Source organism: Tepidimonas fonticaldi (genome assembly GCF_007556755.1).
In the GTDB taxonomy this organism is placed as follows: domain Bacteria; phylum Pseudomonadota; class Gammaproteobacteria; order Burkholderiales; family Burkholderiaceae_C; genus Tepidimonas; species Tepidimonas fonticaldi.
Genome location: NZ_VJOO01000018.1, coordinates 15444 through 32860, shown reverse-complemented (window position 1 = coordinate 32860; position 17417 = coordinate 15444). Strand labels below are relative to the sequence as shown.

The window sequence follows — 17417 nt, the reverse complement described above, 5'->3', positions numbered from 1 at the left end:
CACCTTGACGTTTTTTCTGCCCATGGCCACGTCCCGCCGCGACCCGCCCCCCTCCCCCTCGGCCGATGCCGCCGGCCGTACCGCGATTCCGCCCAAAGACCAACCGCTGGTGGACGACATCCGGCTGCTGGGCCGGCTGCTCGGCGACGTCATCCGCGAGCACGAGGGCGAGGCCACCTTCGCCCTGATCGAGCGCATCCGCCAGCTCTCGGTGACGTTTCGCCGCCACGCCGACCCACGCGCCGACCGCGAATTGCAGCGCGTGCTGCATGCGCTGACCGATGCCCAGGCGGTCAGCGTGATCCGCGCCTTCACCTTCTTCAGCCACCTGGCCAATCTGGCCGAGGACCGGCACCACATCCGCCGGCGCGAGGTGCACGAGCGCGCCGGCCATGTGCAGCCGGGCAGTCTGGCGCACACCTGGCAGCGCCTGCGCCGCGCCGGGGTGGGCGGGCAGACCATCGCCGACACCCTGCGCCATGCCCTGGTGTCGCCGGTGCTGACCGCGCACCCGACCGAAGTGCAGCGCGCCAGCATCCGCGAGGCCGAGGGCGACATCGCCCGGCTGCTGGCGCAGCGCGACGCCATCCGGGCGCGCGCCCTGGCGGCGGGCAACCGGCGCGGCGACCACGTCAGCGAGCGCGAGCTGGCCGCCAACGAAGCGCTGCTGCGCGCACGCATCACCCAGCTGTGGCACACGCGGCTGCTGCGCTACACGCGGCTGACCGTGGCCGACGAGATCAACAACGCCCTCGCCTACTACGAGCGCACCTTCGTGCCCGAGGTGCCGCGGCTGTACGCCGACATCGAAGCCGCGCTGGATGGCACCCCGGTGGCACCGTTCTTGCGGCTGGGCCAGTGGACCGGCGGCGACCGCGATGGCAACCCCAACGTGGACGCGGACACGCTGGCGCTGGCGCTGCAGCGCCAGGCGGATCTGATCCTGCGCCACTACCTGCGCGAGGTGCATGCGCTCGGCGCGGAACTGTCCCTGTCCGCCATGCTGCTGCCGGCCCCGGCCGCCCTGCAGGCCCTGGCCGACGCCTCGCCCGACACCAGCGAGCACCGCCGCGACGAGCCCTACCGGCGCGCGCTGGTGGGCCTGTATGCGCGGCTGGCGGCGACGCTGCAGGCCCTCAGCGGCGGCGAGGCGGCGCGCCACGCGGTGCCGCCGCAGCACCCCTACCCCGACGCGGCGGCCTTTCTGGCCGATCTGCGCGTGATCGAGGCCGCGCTGGTCGAGCAGGGCTGCGCGGCCCTGACGGAGCCGCGCTTGAAACCCCTGATCCGGGCGGTGGAGGTGTTTGGCTTTCACCTCGCGACGCTGGACCTGCGCCAAAGCTCGGACCAGCACGAGCTGGCCGTGGCCGAGCTGCTGGCCCAGGCACGGGTGGCGCCGGACTATGCGGCGCTCGACGAGGCGGCGCGCCGTCGCCTGCTGCTGAACGTGCTGGCCGATCCGCGGCCGCTGCGCCTGCCCGATACCCCCTACAGCGCCGTCACACAGCGCGAGCTGGCGATCTTTCGCGCCGCGCGCGATGCGCGCCGGCGCTACGGCGCGGCGGCCATCCGGCACGCCATCATCAGCCACACGGAGTCGGTGAGCGATCTGCTGGAAGTGCTGGTGCTGCAGAAGGAAGCCGGCCTGCTGCATGGGCACTGGGGGGAGGATGCGCGCGCCGAGCTGATCGTCGTGCCGCTGTTCGAGACCATCGAAGACCTGCAACAAGCCCCGACCATTATGGCTGAGTACTACGCGCTGCCCGGCGTGGCCGCGCTGGTGCATGCCGGCGGCCCGCTGGAGTACGGCGAGCAGGACATCATGCTCGGCTACTCCGACAGCAACAAGGACGGCGGCATCTTCACCAGCAACTGGTCGCTCTACCAGGCCGAGGTGGCGCTGGCGGCGCTGTTCGACCGCCTGGGGGCCGAAAGCGGCCGCCCGGTGCGGCTGCGCCTGTTCCACGGCCGCGGCGGCACGGTCGGCCGCGGCGGCGGCCCGAGCTACGAGGCCATCCTGGCCCAGCCTGCCGGCACGGTGCGCGGCCAAATCCGCCTGACCGAGCAGGGCGAGGTGATCGGCTCCAAGTACGCCAACCCCGACATCGGCCGGCGCAACCTGGAGACGCTGGTCGCCGCCACCCTGGAGGCGACCCTGCTGCCCCCCCGGCGGCCGGTGCCGGCGCGCTTTCTGCAAGCAGCCGAGGCGCTGTCGCGCGCCAGCCAGGCGGCCTACCGCGCGCTGGTCTACGAGACGCCGGGCTTTACCGACTACTTCTTCCACGCCACACCCATTCGGGAGATCGCCGAGCTCAACATCGGCTCGCGGCCCGCGTCGCGCAAGGCCACGCAGCGCATCGAGGACCTGCGCGCCATTCCCTGGAGCTTCAGCTGGGGCCAGTGCCGCCTGACGCTGCCCGGGTGGTACGGGCTGGGCAGCGGCGTGGCCGCGCTGGAGGCGGACCTGGGCCGCGACGCCGCGCACGAGTTGCTGCGCGAGATGCACGCCCGCTGGCCGTTCTTCGCCGCGCTGCTGAGCAACATCGACATGGTGCTGGCCAAGAGCGATCTGGCGCTTGGCGCCCTGTACGCCGAGCTGGTGCCCGATGCGCGCCTGCGCCGGCGCATCTTCGGCGCCATCGAGGCCGAGTGGCACCGCACCCACGCGGCGCTGCAGGCCATCACCGGCCATGCGCAGCGGCTGGCCAACAACGCGGCGCTGGCGCGCTCGATCGCGCACCGCTTCCCCTACATCGACCCGCTGCACCACCTGCAGGTCGAGCTGATCCGCCGCTACCGCGCCGGCAACCAGGAGGAGAAGGTCAAACGCGGCATCCACCTGTCGATCAACGGCATCGCCGCCGGCCTGCGCAACACCGGCTAAAGCCCCGCCGGTACAATCGCCGGCCGTTCCAACACACCCTGTGGGAGACCCCGATGGCGCTCGTTTCCATGCGCGAACTGCTCGACCACGCGGCCGAGCACGGCTACGGCATTCCGGCCTTCAACGTCAACAACCTGGAGCAGGTGCAGGCGGTCATGTCGGCGGCCGACGAGGTCGGCGCCCCGGTCATCCTGCAGGCTTCGGCGGGTGCACGCAAGTACGCGGGCGAGTCCTTCATCCGCCACCTGATCCAGGGCGCGGTCGAGGCCTGGCCGCACATCCCCGTCGCCATGCACCAGGACCATGGCCAAAGCCCCGCGGTGTGCGAGAGCGCGATCCGCCTGGGCTTCACGTCCGTGATGATGGACGGATCTCTGCGCGAGGACGGCAAGACCCCCGCCCCCTACGACTACAACGTGGACGTGACCCGCCGCGTGGTGGAGATGGCGCACCGCCTGGGCGTCACGGTCGAGGGCGAGCTGGGCTGTCTGGGCTCGCTGGAGACCGGCATGGCGGGCGAGGAGGACGGCATCGGCGCCGAAGGCGTGCTCGACCACTCGGCCCTGCTCACCGACCCCGAGGAGGCGGCCGAGTTCGTCAAAGCCACCCAGCTCGATGCGCTGGCCATCGCCATCGGCACCAGCCACGGCGCCTACAAGTTCACGCGCAAGCCGACGGGCGACATCCTGGCCATCGGCCGCGTCAAAGAGATCCACGCCCGCATCCCCAACACCCATCTGGTCATGCACGGCTCGTCCAGCGTGCCGCAGGAGCTGCTGGAGCAGATCCGCCAGTACGGCGGCGCCATGAAGGAGACCTATGGCGTGCCGGTGGAAGAGATCCAGGAAGCGATCAAGCACGGCGTGCGCAAGGTCAACATCGACACCGACATCCGCCTGGCCATGACGGCCGCGGTGCGCAAGTTTCTGCACGAGAACCCGGACAAGTTCGATGCGCGCGAATGGCTCAAGCCCGCGCGCGAGGCGGCCAAGCAGGTGTGCAAGCAGCGCTATCTGCAGTTTGGCTGCGAAGGCATGGCCGGCAAGATCAAGGGCCTGCCGCTGTCGGTGATGGCCGAGCGCTATGCGCGCGGCGAGCTGGCGCAGGTGGTGCACTGACATGGCCGCCGCACTGCACACCTCGCACCTGACGTCCCTGCCGCTGCTGGCGCGCGGCAAGGTGCGCGACAACTACGCCGTGGGCGACGACCGCATCCTGATGGTGGCCACCGACCGCATCAGCGCATTCGACGTCATCATGGGCGAGCCCATCCCCGGCAAGGGCGAGCTGCTCACGACGCTGAGCCTGTTCTGGTTCGACAAACTGGGGCCCAAGGGTGCCAACCTGTGCCCCATCCACCTGACGGGCGAGGACCCGGAAAGCGTGGTCGCCCCGGCCGAGCGCGAGCAGGTGCGCGGCCGCTCGATGCTGGTCAAGCGCCTGCGCCCGATCCCGGTCGAGGCGGTGGTGCGCGGCTATCTGGCCGGCAGCGGCTGGAAGGAGTATCAGCAGACGCAATCGGTGTGCGGCGTGCCGCTGCCGCCGGGCCTGCGCAACGCCAGCCGCCTGCCGCAGCCGATCTTCACCCCGGCGGCCAAGGCGGCCGTCGGCGAGCACGACGAAAACATCACCTTCGACGAGATGACCGCACGCATCGGCCGCGACCTGGCCGAGCGCATTCGCGACATCTCCATCCGCCTGTACCAGGCCGCGAGCGACTATGCGGCCAGCAAAGGCATCCTGATCGCCGACACCAAGTTCGAGTTCGGGCTGGATGCGGACGGCACGCTGACGCTGATGGACGAGGTGCTCACGCCCGATTCGTCGCGCTACTGGCCGGCGGAATCCTACGCCGAAGGCAGCAACCCCCCGAGCTTCGACAAGCAGTACCTGCGCGACTGGCTGGAGAACGCCCGGGTGGACGGCCGGCCGTGGAACAAGACGCCACCCGCCCCGCGCCTGCCCAAGGAGGTGATCGAACAGACCGCGGCCAAGTACCGCGAGGCGCTGGCGCGCCTGATCGGCTGATCAGCCCCGCGGCAGCCGCAGCACGAAGCAGCTGCCGCCGCCGTCGCGCGGCTCGCACCGCGCCTGCCCGCCGTGGCGCTGCGCGATCTGGCGCACCAGGCTCAAGCCAAGACCAACGCCACCGGCATGTTCGGCATGCCCGGGCAGGCGATAAAAAGGCTCGAAGATGCGCTCGCGCTGATCGGCCGGCACGCCGGGTCCGCGGTCGCACACTCGCAGCTCTGCGGCATCGCCCGATTGCACCACCTGCACGCTGGGCGGCTGCTCCGGGGCGTAGCGGCGGGCGTTTTCCAGCAGGTTGCGCACGGCCCGGCGCAGCAGGCGCTCGTCGCCGGGCACCACCAGCGCCTCGCCCTCCACCTCGGCGCCGAGCAGCGCGGCCTCTTCCGCCGCCAGCCCGAGCAAATCCACCGGGGCACGTTCCAAGTCCGGCGCGGCTTGCAAGCGGCTGGCCAACAGCACCTCGTCCACCAGCGCATCCAGCTCGCGGATGTTGCGCTCGATTTCGGCGCGGCGGGCGGGGCGCGCCTCGGGGGCATCGGTGTCCCACAGCGACAGCGCCATGCGCAGCCGCGCCAGCGGTGAGCGCAATTCGTGCGAGGCATTGGCCAGCAGCGACTGGTGCGAGCGCACCAGGCTCTCGATGCGCTCGGCCGCCCGGTTGAAGCTGGCCGCCAGGGCCGCCACCTCGTCGCGGCCGTCCACCGCCACGCGGTGGCTGAGCTGGCCATCCCCGAATGTCTCCACCCCGCGGCGCAGCGCCTCCAGGCGGCGCGTCAGCCGCCGCACCACCGGGTACGCGCCGGCGGCGATGGCGACGAACAGCACCACCAGCGCGGCCGCCAGCCCCCCGCCGCCCAGCCACCACGGCGGCTCCCGGGGCACGCCCGGGCCATGCAGGGGACCCAGGGGACCGGCGGCGGGCGGCCGCCCCTCGGGCCGGGGGGGGCGCAGCACCCACAGCGTCCGGCCGTCGGCCAGCGCCAGGCGAATGCGCCGCCCGCCGTGACCGGCCCAACGCTCGAAGGCGGCGCTGGCGGCCAGCGGCTGCCCGGCGGCATCGTCCAGCGCCAGCGGCAGGCGCAGGCGTTGCGACCAGTCCTCCAGCACGGCAGCCTGTTCGGCCGGCGGGGCCGAGGGCGGCGGCAGCACCTCCTGCGCCAGCTCGGCCCAGCCGGCCAGCCGCTCGCTCCAGGCCGCGCGGTCCAGCGCGCGCACCTGGTCCATGTTGCGCTGGAACAGCCAGCCCGACAGCAGGGCAAACAGCAGCAGCACCGCCACCACCGTCAGGTAGATGCGCAGGTAGAGCGTTTTCACGGGGCAGGCTCCCCATCGCCCGCGGGCTGGCGCGCCAGCAGATAGCCGGCCCCGCGCACGGTCAGGATGCGGCGGGGCTGCTTGGGGTCGTCCTCGATCGCGGCGCGGATGCGCGAGATGTGCACATCGATCGAGCGGTCGTAGGCTTCCTGCGGATGGCCTTTGAGGGCGTCCATGATCTGGTCGCGCGACAGCACCCGCCCGGCGTGCCGCGCCAGCACCGCCAGCAACTGGAACTGGTAAGCCGTCAGCTCGCACACGCGTCCGTCCAGCCGCACCGCGTGCGCGGCCAGATCGACCTCCAGCCGGCCAAAGCGCAGCACCTCGGCCGCACCGGCGGCTGGCGGCGTCGCCCCGGCGCGGCGCAGCAGGGCGCGCAGCCGCGCCAGCAGCTCCCGCGGCTCGAACGGTTTGGGCAGGTAATCGTCCGCCCCCAGCTCCAGCCCGATGATGCGATCGGTCGGCTCACCGCGCGCGGTCAGCATCAGGATGGGCAGGTGGCGCGTGTCGGGCCGGGCGCGCAGATCGCGGCACAGGTCCAGGCCATCGCCATCGGGCAGCATCAGGTCCAGCACCAGCGCATCGGGCGGCGGCAGCCCGGGCCCCAGGCGCTGGCGGGCGGCGCTCAGCGAGGCCGCCGTCTCCACCTGCCAGCCCGCCTGCCGCAGGTAGTCGCCGACCATCGCGGTCAGCCGCAGGTCGTCATCGATGAGCAGAATCCGGGCCGCCATGCCACTCGGGGGTCGTTCGGTGGTCGGTCAGGGGTCAACCGTTTTCACCGCCGCGCGGGGCCCACTGGCCCCCGTGCCGGTGGGCGCCGCGGCGGTCCATGCCTTGGGCAAGCCGTTGGCGCTGCTCGGGCGTCAGCACCCGGGCCGCCTCCAGCATCGCTTGCTGCATGCGGGCGCTCAGCCGTTCGTGCAGGGCGAGGGCGCGCTGGCGCAGCGCCTCGATCGCGGCCTCGTCCAGCGTGGGCTGGGCCCACAGGCGCCGGCGTTCCTCGTGCAGTGCGCGGGCCTCGTCGCGCAGCGGCCGCAGGTCCTGCGCGGCGGCCTGCGCGATGCGGCGGATGTCGTCGCGCTGCGCGGGTTGCAGTTGCAGATGCTGGGCCATGCGGTCCAGCCAGCGGTCCAGACGGGCCGGATCGTCGGCGAGCGGTCCGGCCAGGACCGGCCCCATGCCCCCGGCCATGGGGGCCCCCATGGGCCCGTGCCCGGCGCGGGCGGCATGGGCCCAGACCAGCGGGGTGGCCGCGGCGGAGACCGCCAGCGCCACGCCCAGCAGCAGCGGGCGCCAGCGGGTGGAGAAAGCAACGGTAGCGGACATGGAACACTCCTTTCCTTGCATCGAAGGGGACGGCGGGTTGCCGTCCACGGTGCCCATGGTCCCGTCCCCGCGTGAAGGGCGCTTGGTCCGCGCGTAAAGAATTGTGAAACCCGCGCCGCCGCGGCCGTCAGTACTGCCGCGCGGGCAGCTCCACGGTCAGACCATCCAGCTCGGGGGTCAGCCGGATCTGGCAGCTCAGGCGGCTGTTGGCGCGGCGCTCCTCCGCCGTGTAGTCCAGCATGGTGTCCTCATCGGCGGACACGGGCGGCAGCCGCGCGAGCCACGGCTCGGTGACGAAGACATGGCAGGTGGCGCAGGTCAGGCTGCCGCCGCAGTCAGCGGCGATGCCATCGATGCCCGCGTCCACCGCAGCCTTCATCAGGCTGCGGCCGTCGGCCGGCACCTCGACCTCGCGGTCCTGCACGGGCCCCTGCGGGCCGGGGGTGACGAAGCGCACGGTGATCATGGCGGCCCCAGCGGCTCAGTTGAGGGCCATGCTGAGCTTGCGCCGGTAACGCGAGACCAGCTCGGCCTGCGGATCTTCGGCCGCCGCGGCATGCCCGGCGATTTCCAGACCGGCCGCGGACTTGGGCGCGGCCCCGGCGTCGCGCTTGGGCGGGGTCAGCAGTTCCAGCAGGGCGACCACGGTTTTGCGCGGGGCTTCGTCGGCCCATTTTTTGTCGCGCAGGATGATCTCCAGCAACTCGTCCATCGCGGCGGTCCAGTCGCCCCGCGCAATCAGCACCCGGGCCTTGGCAAAGCGCGTCTCGAAGTCGCGCTTGTTGGCCGCGATCAGCTCGTCGAACTTCTCCAGCGGCCACCGCCCGCGCGGATCGGTGGTGGCGAATTCCAGCGCATGGAGCCACTGCGCCAGCGCCTCGAAGCGCAGCGGCACCGGGATCTTGCCCAGCGCCGGCGCCAGTGCGGCCGCCGCTTCGCCCAACTGGCCCGAGCCGATCAGCAGCCGAACCAGATCGAAGCGCACATCGTCGTTGTCGGGCGCCTGCGCCAGCGCATCGCGCAGGCGCTGCAGGGCCGTGTCGGCGTCGCCCTGGGCAGCCGCCGCCTCGGCCTCGGCGCGTTCGGCCTCAGCCTGCAGGTCGGCTTCGCTGGGCAGGTTGCGGTCCAAAAAGGCGCGAATCTGCCCTTCCGGCAGCGCCCCCATGAAGCCATCCACCGGCTGCCCACCGACGAACAGGATGCAGGTCGGGATGCTGCGGATCTGGAAGTAGCCGGCGAGCTGCTGCTCGTCCTCGGTGTTGACCTTGACCAGCTTGAAGCGGCCCGCATAGGCCTGCTCCACCTTCTCCAGAATGGGGCCGAGGACTTTGCAGGGGCCGCACCAGGGCGCCCAGAAATCCACCAGCACCGGCGTGGTCAGCGAGGCCTCGAGCACCTCGGCCTGGAAATTGGCAAGCGTGACGTCGATCATGTCGGCAGCGTCCGATTCTCTAGAATGACGGGATTTTCCCCCGGGGTCGCCATGTCCAGCAGCAACGTCCAGGTCGGTGTCGTCATGGGGTCCAGCAGCGACTGGGACACCATGCAGCACGCGGCTGCCATTTTCCAACAGTTCGGCGTCGCGTTCGAGGCGCGGGTCGTCTCGGCCCACCGCATGCCGGACGACATGTTCGCCTATGCCGAGGCGGCCGAGGGTCGCGGGCTGCAGGCCATCGTCGCCGGCGCGGGCGGCGCGGCCCACTTGCCCGGCATGCTGGCGGCCAAGACGACCGTGCCGGTGCTGGGCGTGCCGGTGCCCAGCCGCCACCTGCAGGGGGTCGATTCGCTGCACTCCATCGTGCAGATGCCCAAGGGCATTCCCGTGGCCACCTTTGCCATCGGTGCGGCCGGTGCGGCCAACGCCGCCCTGTTCGCGGTGGCGATGCTGGCCCGCCACGATGCGGCGCTGCGCGAGCGGCTGCACGCCTTCCGCGCCGAGCAGACCGCCATGGCGCGGGCCATGACCTTGCCCGTGGAACCGAACGCGGGAGGCCGCGCATGAGTGCCACCCCCATCCTGCCCGGCCCCGTGGCGGGCGGCGGCCGGCTGGCCACGCTGGGCGTGATGGGCGGCGGCCAGCTTGGCCGCATGTTCGTCCACGCGGCGCAGGCCCTGGGCTACCAGACCGCCGTGCTGGACCCCGATGCGACCAGCCCCGCCGGACGCGTCAGCGACTACCACGTCGCCACCGCCTACGACGACGAACAGGGCCTGGCGCAACTGATGCAGCGCTGCGAGGCCATCACCACCGAATTCGAGAACGTGCCCGCCGGCGCCCTGGCCACCCTGGCCGCGCAGCGGCCGGTGGCGCCGGGGCCCCAGGCCGTCGCCGTGGCGCAGGACCGCATCGCCGAGAAGGCGCACTTCGCCGCCTGCGCCCGCGCGGGCGGGGTGGGCCCGGCGCCACATGCCGCCATCGTGTCGCCAGCCGATCTGGCCGCCGTGCCTGACGCCTTGCTGCCCGGCATCCTGAAAACCGCGCGCCTGGGCTACGACGGCAAGGGCCAGGTGCGCGTGGCCGACCGTGCCGCACTGGCCGCCGCCTGGGAGCAACTGGGCCGCGTGCCGTGCGTGCTGGAGCAGCGCCTGGCGCTGCGCGACGAACTGTCGGTCATCGTCGCGCGCGGGGCCGACGGGGCGCAGGTGCATTTTCCCGTCCAGCGCAACCTGCACCGCGACGGCATCCTGGCCGTCACCGAGGTGGTCCCGGGCGGCGTTTCGCCGGTGCTGGCCGAGCAGGCCATCGCCGCCACCGGCGCCATCGCCGCGCAGTTGCGCTATGTGGGCGTGCTGTGCGTGGAGTTTTTCGTCGTCGACGACGGCAGCGCCGAAGGCACGCTGGTGGTCAACGAGATGGCGCCGCGCCCGCACAACAGCGGCCACTACACCATCGACGCCTGCGACGTGTCGCAGTTCGAACTGCAGGTGCGCACCCTGGCGGGTTTGCCGCTGCCCACGCCCCGGCAGCACAGCCCGGCCATCATGCTCAACCTGCTGGGCGACCTGTGGTGGCGCGACGGCCAGCCCGTGACGCCGGACTGGGCGGGCGTGCTGGCGCTGCCCGGAACGCACCTGCACCTGTATGGCAAGCACGACGCCCGGCCGGGGCGCAAAATGGGCCATCTGACGATCACGGCCGCCACGGCCGAGGCCGCGCAACAGACCGCACGGGCCGCGGCCGAGCGACTGGGCATCGCGCCATGGCGCTGATTCGCGACGCGCGCGGCCCGCAGGCCGCCGAGGCCTTGGCCGACGCGGTGCAGCGGCTGCGCGCTGGATATTTGGTGGCCATGCCGACCGAGACGGTGTACGGACTGGCCGCGGACGCCGACCGGCCCGGGGCCGTGGCGCGCATCTTCGCCGCCAAGGGGCGGCCGAGCGACCACCCGCTGATCGTGCACATCGGCGGCGCCACGCCGCCCGAGCGCGAGGCGGCGCTGACCCATTACGCCGCGGCGGTGCCGGACTACGCACGCGCGCTGATGGCGGCGTTCTGGCCCGGGCCGCTGACGCTGATCCTGCCGCGCCAGCCGGGCGTCGCCGAGGCCGCCGCCGGGGGGCAGGCGTCGATCGGGCTGCGCTGCCCGGCGCACCCGGTGGCGCAGGCGCTGCTGGCCGAGTGCCACGGCGCCGGTATCCGGGGGCTCGCGGCCCCGAGCGCCAACCGCTTCGGCCGCGTCAGCCCGACGCAGGCCGCGCACGTGGCGGCGGAGCTGGGCGCGCTGTCCGACGCCGAGCTGCTGATCCTGGACGGCGGCGCCTGCCCGGTCGGCATCGAGTCGACGATCGTCGACTGCACGCGCGCCGAGCCAGTGCTGCTGCGCCCCGGCATGATCGGCCGCGCGCAGCTGGAGCGCACGCTCGGCCGCCCGGTGCGCGACCGCGACGCGCACGCGCCGCGCGCCTCCGGCACGCTGGCGTCGCACTACGCGCCGCAGGCCAAGGTGCGGCTAATGGACGCCGCCGAGCTGCAGACGGCGCTGGACCTGCTCGGCGCGCAGGCGCGCGATCTGGCGGTCTACCACCGCAGCCCGCTGCGCTGCGTCAGCGCGCATGTGCGGCTGCGCCCCATGCCGATGGAGCCCGAGGCGGCCGCGCGCGAGTTGTTCGCCGCGCTGCGCGAGCTGGACGACGGGCAGACGCGGCTGATCTGGGTCGAGCGCCCGCCGGCGGATGCCGCGTGGGATGGCGTGCGCGACCGGCTGCAGCGCGCCGCGGCTTGACTGGGCTGACAACGCTCGGGCTTCAGCGCGCGTCCGGCAGCTCGATCTTGACCTCGAGCACCTCGAGGTTGTCGTGGCGTTCCAGGTTGACGCGAATGTCGTCGGGGTTGATGGCGATGTACTTGCCGATCACCGCCACCAATTCCCGCTGCAGGGCCGGCAGGTAGTCCGGCTCGGACGCATTGCGGCCGGCGCGTTCGTGCGCCAGGATGATCTGCAGCCGCTCCTTGGCGACGGTGGCGGTCTTTTTCTTCTCGCCCAGCAAAAAGGACAGGAAGGACACGGCGCTCACCTCCCGAACAGGCGCTTGAAGAAGCCGGGCTTTTCGGCCTCGATGAAGCGCAGCGGCTTGTCGTGGCCCAGGAAGCGGTCGATCACATCCTTGTAGGCCTCGGACACGTCGGTGCCCTGCAGATGGATGGCGGGCACGCCCTGGTTGGAGGCCTGCAGTACCGCCTCGCTCTCGGGGATGACGCCGATCAGCGGGATGCGCAGAATGTCCTGAATGTCTTGCAGCGACAGCATCTGTCCGTCCTGCACGCGGTTGGGGTTGTAGCGCGTGATCAGCAGATGTTCCTTGACCGGCTCGCGCCCTTCGATGGCGCGCCGGGTCTTGGAGCTGAGCATGCCCAGAATCCGGTCCGAGTCGCGCACCGACGACACCTCGGGGTTGGTGACGACCAGCGCTTCGTCGGCATAGTGCATGGCCATCAGCGCGCCGGTCTCGATGCCGGCGGGCGAATCGCACACGATGTAATCGAACCCCATGCCCGCCAGATCGTTGAGGACGCGCTCCACCCCCTCCTGCTTGAGCGCTTCCTTGTCGCGGGTTTGGCTGGCGGCCAGCACATAGAGCTGATCGACCTGCTTGTCCTTGATCAGGGCCTGGTTGAGGTTGGCCTCGCCATGGATGACGTTGACGAAGTCATAGACCACACGGCGCTCGCAGCCCATGATGAGATCGAGGTTGCGCAGACCGACGTCGAAATCGATCACCACCGTCTTGTGCCCCTTGAGGGCCAGCCCGGTGGCAAACGATGCGCTGGTCGTGGTCTTGCCCACGCCGCCCTTGCCGGAGGTGACGACGACGATTTTGGCCATGGATCGCTTTCAGTCTGGGAATGAGGGCGTTTCAGGAAAGGGGTTCGAGCAGCAGCTTGTCGCCATCGGGCCCGCTGGCCAGCCGCACCTGGGCCGGCTTGCCGCGCACGGCATCGGGCCACGGGGTTTCGGCGGTGCGGTAGACGCCGGCGATCGAGACCAGCTCCGGCTCCAGGGCCAGGGCAAAGACGCGGGCCTCGGTCAAGCCGCGTGCTCCGGCAATCGCCTTGCCGCGCAAGGGCGCGTACACATGGATGTGGCCATCGGCGATGACTTCCGCCCCGGGGTTGACCATGGCCAGCACGACCAGATCGCGTCCGCGCGCATACACCTGCTGTCCGGAGCGCAACGGCCGATCCACCACCAGGGCGGCGCTGGGCAAAGGGGAGGTCGATGGCGCAGGCGGCGTTGCTGCGGCGGTGACCGGGCTGTCCGCCTTTGGGGATGTGCCGCGCACGGCCACCGGTCCCTGCACCTCGCCTGCGACCAGGCCCCGCTCGCGCAGCGCCGATTGCCAACCGGGCGGGCCGCCGTGGAAGGCGAGCGGCCGCAGGCCGATGCGCTGCAGTCCGTCCAGCAGGGCTTGGCGCTCCAGGGGTGCTGGGCCGCGATCCGTCCCCGTCCATTCGGACAGGTCCAACAGCAGGGGCTCGTCTTCGAAAAAACCCGGCGCATCGCCGTAGCGCTGCTCCAGCTCCGCCAAGGCCGCGTCCACATCGGGCCCGCGCAAGCGGGCCACCACCAGCGGCATCTGGCCGTGGCGGATTTCGATGGCGGGGGACGACGGGGGCGCGCTGGACATGGGGCGTGTTCTCGGTGCGCATCTTAGCAGCGCGGGGCAACGGATCGGCCCTTTGGGGCGGTGGGGACTGCGGTTCGCGCTTCGCGTTGTCCCCGGTTTTTCTTTGTGATCGTCATACAAGATAGTCGTCGTAGGTAGAAGCGCGCCGCCATCCGTGGACAAGCGCCGTTTTTGCTGGTGCGACAGCCGGTTGCGGCATTCATGACCTTGTGGGTGCCCACCGCGTGGGCGCCGGGATGGACGCGAACAACCCGGGCGAACATCGACCAGGTTGTGAATAACAGGCCTCTTGTCCGATTTTTTTCCACAGGCTTGTGCAAAACGTGGTGCGGCCACCGCCGTGGTCTAGATGCGACAACGCCCCGGCCGTTGGGACGGCCGGGGCGAAGCGAGGGGGGAAAAGAGGGGAAGAAAAACGAGACGGGGCGAGCCGCAAAGGCCCGCCCCGGTGCCGTCGGTCAGTCGACGACGGTGTAGCCCTCGTCCCGGATGGCGTCGGCCAGTGCGGGGCGGGGTTGTTCCGATTCGACTTCGACGCGCTGGGCGTCCAGATCGACCTGGACCGTGGCTTGCGGATCGAGCGCGCGGATGGCCTGCGTGACCGCCCGGACGCAGTGGCCGCACGACATGCCCGTGACGGTGAAAACGTGTTTCATGGCGTTGCGGGGGAGTGGATCGAGCGTTCCATCATACGCCGCCTGGATCGCTGCGGCATACTCGCTCCATGGCGGACGAACTCACCTCGGCGGCGGCGCCGCCGGACGCCCCGCTCGAAGCCGGGGCCACCGGCCAATGCGATCTGGGCATCGGGGGCATGACCTGTGCGTCGTGCGTGGCGCGGGTGGAGCGGGCGCTGCAGCGCGTGCCCGGCGTCACCTACGCCAGTGTCAACCTGGCCACCGAGACCGCGCGGGTGCAGTGGCGCGCCGACGCCGCGCACGCCGCCGAACTGCCGGCCCGTCTGCAGCGCGCCGTGCGCGACGCCGGCTACGAGCCCCGCCCGCTGGCGAGTGGCGACGACGACGAAGCGCAGGCCCGGCAGGCCGTGCGTCGTGAGGGCATGTGGGTGCTGGTCGGGGCCGTGCTCTCGGCGCCCCTGGTGCTGCCGATGATCGCCATGGCGTTTGGCGTGCACCTCATGGTCCCGGCGCTGTGGCAGTTTCTGTTGGCCACCCCGGTGCAGTTTGGGCTGGGTGCGCGGTTTTACCGCGCAGGCTGGCATGCGCTGCGCAGTGGCAGCGGCAACATGGAACTGCTGGTCGCCCTCGGGACGACGGCGGCCTGGGGCATGAGCGTCTGGCTGTGGTGGCACACGCCGCCGGACGAGATGCCGCACCTGTACTTCGAAGCCGCTGCGGTCGTGATCACGCTGGTGCGCCTGGGCAAGTGGCTGGAGGCGCGCGCCAAACGCCGCACCACGGCGGCCATCCGCGCCTTGCAGGCGCTGCAGCCACCGATGGCCCACCTGCTGCCCGATGGCGTGCGCCGCGAATCGATGCAGGACGTTCCGGTCACCGAACTGCTGCCCGGCGACCGTGTGCTGGTGCGCGCGGGCGAGCGCATCCCGGCCGATGGGATCGTGGCGCAGGGGCGCACCCAGGTGGACGAATCCATGCTCACCGGCGAGCCGCTGCCGGTGGCCAAGGCGGTGGGCGATGTGGTCACCGGCGGCAGCCTCAATGGCGATGGGGCGATCGAGGTGCGGGTCACCGCGATCGGCGCGCAATCGGTGCTGCAGCGCATCATCGCCCTGGTGCAGGATGCGCAGGCGCACAAGGCGCCCGTGCAGCGGCTGGTGGATCGGGTGGCGGCGGTGTTCGTCCCCATCGTGGTGCTGGTGGCCTTGGCCACGGGGGTGCTGTGGGTCACCGTCGGGGGGGCCGATGGCGAGCAGGCGGTGCTCCATGCGGTGGCGGTGCTCGTCATTGCCTGCCCGTGTGCGCTGGGGCTGGCCACCCCCACGGCCATCATGGCCGGCACGGGGGCGGCGGCCCGTCATGGCATTCTGGTCAAGGACGCCGAGGCTCTGGAGGTTGCCCAGCGCGTGCGCACCGTGGCCTTCGACAAGACGGGCACGCTCACCGTCGGGCATCCGCGCCTGGTCGCTTTGGTGCCCGCCCCCGGCGTGGACGAAGCGGCCGCGTTGCGCACTGCCGTCGCCCTGCAGATGGGCAGCAGCCACCCGCTGGCCAAGGCGGTGCTGGCCGCATGGGGGGAGGCGTTGCCAGCCCCCGCCACCGACACCCAGACGGTGCCCGGTCGCGGGGTGCAAGGCACGGTCGACGGCGTGACCCTGGCCCTGGGCAGCCCGGGCTGGATGGCCGATTTGGGCTGCCCTCTGCAGCCAGGGGCCGGGCTGCCGGACGGTTGGGCACCGGCCATGGCCGAGCAGCAGGCGGCCGGGGCCACGCTGGCCGTGCTGGCCTGGCAGCAGGGTGACGTCTGGCGCCCGCTGGCGCTGCTGGCCTTTGCCGACGAGCCCAAGCCCGGGGCCGCCCAGGCCATCGCGGAGCTGCGTGCGCGGGGCCTGGGGGTGGTCATGATCTCCGGCGATCAGCGGGCGGCCGCCGAGGCCATGGCGCGCCGCCTGGGCTTGCGACCCGAGGCCGGCGAGGTCGAGGCCGAGGTGATGCCCGCCGACAAGGCCGCCGTGGTGCGGCGCTGGCAGGCGCGCGGCGGCGCCGTGGCGATGGTGGGCGACGGCATCAACGATGCGCCGGCGCTGGCGGCGGCCGATGTGGGCATTGCCATGGGCAGCGGCACCGATGTCGCCATGCACGCCGCCGGCATCACGCTGCTGCGCGGCGACCCGGCGCTGGTGCCCGCGGCGTTGGATATTTCGGCCCGAACGGTGCGCAAGATCCGGCAAAACCTGTTTTGGGCCTTCGTCTACAACGTCGCGGGGATCCCGCTGGCGGCGCTGGGTGTGCTGGACCCGGTGTTCGCCGGTGCGGCGATGGCGGCCAGCTCGGTCAGCGTGGTGTCCAATGCCTTGTGGCTGACGCGCTGGCGCCCCGCGCATGTAACCGCGATTTCCCAGACGGTTTCCCCGTCTTGACGTGCGTCAAGATCAGGGGGGGCGTTTGGCGGCATGCTTGGCCAGCGTCGGTCTGGGGATAGATCGACCATGTTTTGGGCAGGAGGCCACCCATGCACCCCTCGAGCGCCCTGCGCACCATTCGCGATGAGCACGCGGCCCTGGCCGCCATGCTGCAGTCCCTGCTGTGGCTGGTTCGCCGCGGCCCGGGCGATGACCGCGCGCGCTTTTTCGACACGCTGCGCGCGATGCTGTTCTACATCGACGAGTTTCCGGAGCGCTTGCACCATCCGAAAGAGTCCGATCTGCTCTTTCCGCGCGTGGCCAAGCGCGAGCCGGCCGTGCTGCCCGTCATCACCCGGCTGGAGCAGGACCACATGAAGGGCGAGTCGCAGGTGCGCGAATTGCAGCACCGGCTGCTGGCCTGGGAATGGCTGGGCGACGACCGCCAGGCCGCCTTCGTCGAGGCCTGCGAGCGCTACGTCGGGTTTTATCTGGAGCACATGCGGCTGGAGGAGCAGGAAATCCTGCCCGCGGCCCAGCGCGTGCTCGACGAAGCCGACTGGCGGGCGCTGGACGAGGCGTTCGAGGCCAACCGCGACCCGCTGACGGGCCGTTATGCGCCCGATCCGGCCTACGAGCGGCTGTTTCGCCGCATTCTGGAGGTGGCCCCGGCGCCCATCGGCCTCGGGGCGTGAC

17 protein-coding genes are annotated in these 17417 nt (G+C 71.6%); 8 read left to right on the top strand and 9 right to left on the bottom strand.

The window, feature by feature from the left end:
• Positions 1 to 22: 22 nt before the first annotated feature.
• From ppc to Tfont_RS09540, 3 genes are read left to right on the top strand one after another with little or no spacing between them, the layout of a single operon-like run.
• The gene (gene ppc / locus Tfont_RS09550; protein ID WP_143969263.1) at positions 23 to 2884 is read left to right on the top strand and encodes a phosphoenolpyruvate carboxylase; all 2862 of its coding nucleotides are present in this window, start codon (positions 23 to 25) and stop codon (positions 2882 to 2884) included.
• Between the two features lie 53 nt (positions 2885 to 2937).
• Positions 2938 to 4002 carry a class II fructose-bisphosphate aldolase gene (gene fba / locus Tfont_RS09545; RefSeq protein ID WP_143969262.1) on the top strand — a complete coding sequence of 355 codons (1065 nt, stop codon included), beginning with the start codon at positions 2938 to 2940 and terminating at the stop codon, positions 4000 to 4002.
• Position 4003: 1 nt separating this feature from the next.
• The gene (locus Tfont_RS09540; RefSeq protein WP_068607971.1) at positions 4004 to 4912 is read left to right on the top strand and encodes a phosphoribosylaminoimidazolesuccinocarboxamide synthase; all 909 of its coding nucleotides are present in this window, start codon (positions 4004 to 4006) and stop codon (positions 4910 to 4912) included.
• Here Tfont_RS09540 and Tfont_RS09535 read toward each other — a convergent pair whose 3' ends face one another.
• From Tfont_RS09535 to trxA, 5 genes are all read right to left on the bottom strand, one after another.
• A complete protein-coding gene (locus Tfont_RS09535) occupies positions 4913 to 6229 on the bottom strand; it encodes a HAMP domain-containing sensor histidine kinase (RefSeq protein WP_068607974.1) in 1317 nt (438 codons plus the stop codon).
• On the bottom strand, positions 6226 to 6960 hold the full coding sequence (locus Tfont_RS09530) for a response regulator transcription factor (RefSeq protein ID WP_068607976.1): 735 nt from the start codon (positions 6958 to 6960) through the stop codon (positions 6226 to 6228). The genes Tfont_RS09535 and Tfont_RS09530 overlap by 4 nt, the downstream gene beginning before the upstream one ends.
• Before the next feature lie 34 nt (positions 6961 to 6994).
• Positions 6995 to 7555 carry a Spy/CpxP family protein refolding chaperone gene (locus Tfont_RS09525; protein WP_068607979.1) on the bottom strand — a complete coding sequence of 187 codons (561 nt, stop codon included), beginning with the start codon at positions 7553 to 7555 and terminating at the stop codon, positions 6995 to 6997.
• 127 nt (positions 7556 to 7682) lie between these two features.
• Positions 7683 to 8021, bottom strand: a complete 339-nt coding sequence (locus tag Tfont_RS09520; protein WP_143969261.1) for a 2Fe-2S iron-sulfur cluster-binding protein — start codon at positions 8019 to 8021, stop codon at positions 7683 to 7685.
• A 15-nt stretch (positions 8022 to 8036) separates the two neighbouring features.
• Entirely contained in the window at positions 8037 to 8987 is a 951-nt protein-coding gene (trxA, locus tag Tfont_RS09515; RefSeq protein ID WP_068607985.1) for a thioredoxin, read from the bottom strand.
• Between the two features lie 51 nt (positions 8988 to 9038).
• Here trxA and purE point away from each other — a divergent pair, with 51 nt between their 5' ends.
• Genes purE through Tfont_RS09500 form a run of 3 tightly spaced genes read left to right on the top strand, consistent with a single transcriptional unit; the run spans position 9039 to position 11778 of the window.
• Complete coding sequence (gene purE, locus Tfont_RS09510; protein WP_068607987.1) at positions 9039 to 9557, top strand: 5-(carboxyamino)imidazole ribonucleotide mutase; 519 nt, start codon at positions 9039 to 9041, stop codon at positions 9555 to 9557.
• Positions 9554 to 10765 (top strand): 5-(carboxyamino)imidazole ribonucleotide synthase, encoded by a 1212-nt coding sequence (locus tag Tfont_RS09505; protein ID WP_068607989.1) that lies wholly within the window; start codon positions 9554 to 9556, stop codon positions 10763 to 10765. Before purE ends, Tfont_RS09505 begins: the two co-directional genes overlap by 4 nt.
• Positions 10762 to 11778, top strand: a complete 1017-nt coding sequence (locus tag Tfont_RS09500; protein WP_390612416.1) for an L-threonylcarbamoyladenylate synthase — start codon at positions 10762 to 10764, stop codon at positions 11776 to 11778. Before Tfont_RS09505 ends, Tfont_RS09500 begins: the two co-directional genes overlap by 4 nt.
• Positions 11779 to 11800: 22 nt before the next feature.
• Here the strand turns inward: Tfont_RS09500 and minE are convergent, their stop codons facing one another.
• From minE to Tfont_RS09480, 4 genes are all read right to left on the bottom strand, one after another.
• Complete coding sequence (gene minE / locus Tfont_RS09495; protein WP_068608294.1) at positions 11801 to 12061, bottom strand: cell division topological specificity factor MinE; 261 nt, start codon at positions 12059 to 12061, stop codon at positions 11801 to 11803.
• A 5-nt stretch (positions 12062 to 12066) separates the two neighbouring features.
• Entirely contained in the window at positions 12067 to 12879 is an 813-nt protein-coding gene (gene minD / locus Tfont_RS09490; RefSeq protein WP_143969259.1) for a septum site-determining protein MinD, read from the bottom strand.
• Positions 12880 to 12910: 31 nt separating this feature from the next.
• Positions 12911 to 13681, bottom strand: coding sequence for a septum site-determining protein MinC (gene minC / locus Tfont_RS09485; RefSeq protein WP_143969258.1), 771 nt, complete (start codon positions 13679 to 13681; stop codon positions 12911 to 12913).
• A 458-nt stretch (positions 13682 to 14139) separates the two neighbouring features.
• Positions 14140 to 14337 (bottom strand): heavy-metal-associated domain-containing protein, encoded by a 198-nt coding sequence (locus Tfont_RS09480; protein ID WP_068607995.1) that lies wholly within the window; start codon positions 14335 to 14337, stop codon positions 14140 to 14142.
• Between the two features lie 68 nt (positions 14338 to 14405).
• Between Tfont_RS09480 and Tfont_RS09475 the strand changes: the two genes are divergently transcribed.
• Both Tfont_RS09475 and Tfont_RS09470 read left to right on the top strand, forming a co-directional pair.
• Complete coding sequence (locus tag Tfont_RS09475) at positions 14406 to 16739, top strand: heavy metal translocating P-type ATPase (RefSeq protein ID WP_143969257.1); 2334 nt, start codon at positions 14406 to 14408, stop codon at positions 16737 to 16739.
• A gap of 92 nt (positions 16740 to 16831) precedes the next feature.
• Complete coding sequence (locus Tfont_RS09470; protein ID WP_082955375.1) at positions 16832 to 17416, top strand: hemerythrin domain-containing protein; 585 nt, start codon at positions 16832 to 16834, stop codon at positions 17414 to 17416.
• Position 17417 lies beyond the last annotated feature (1 nt).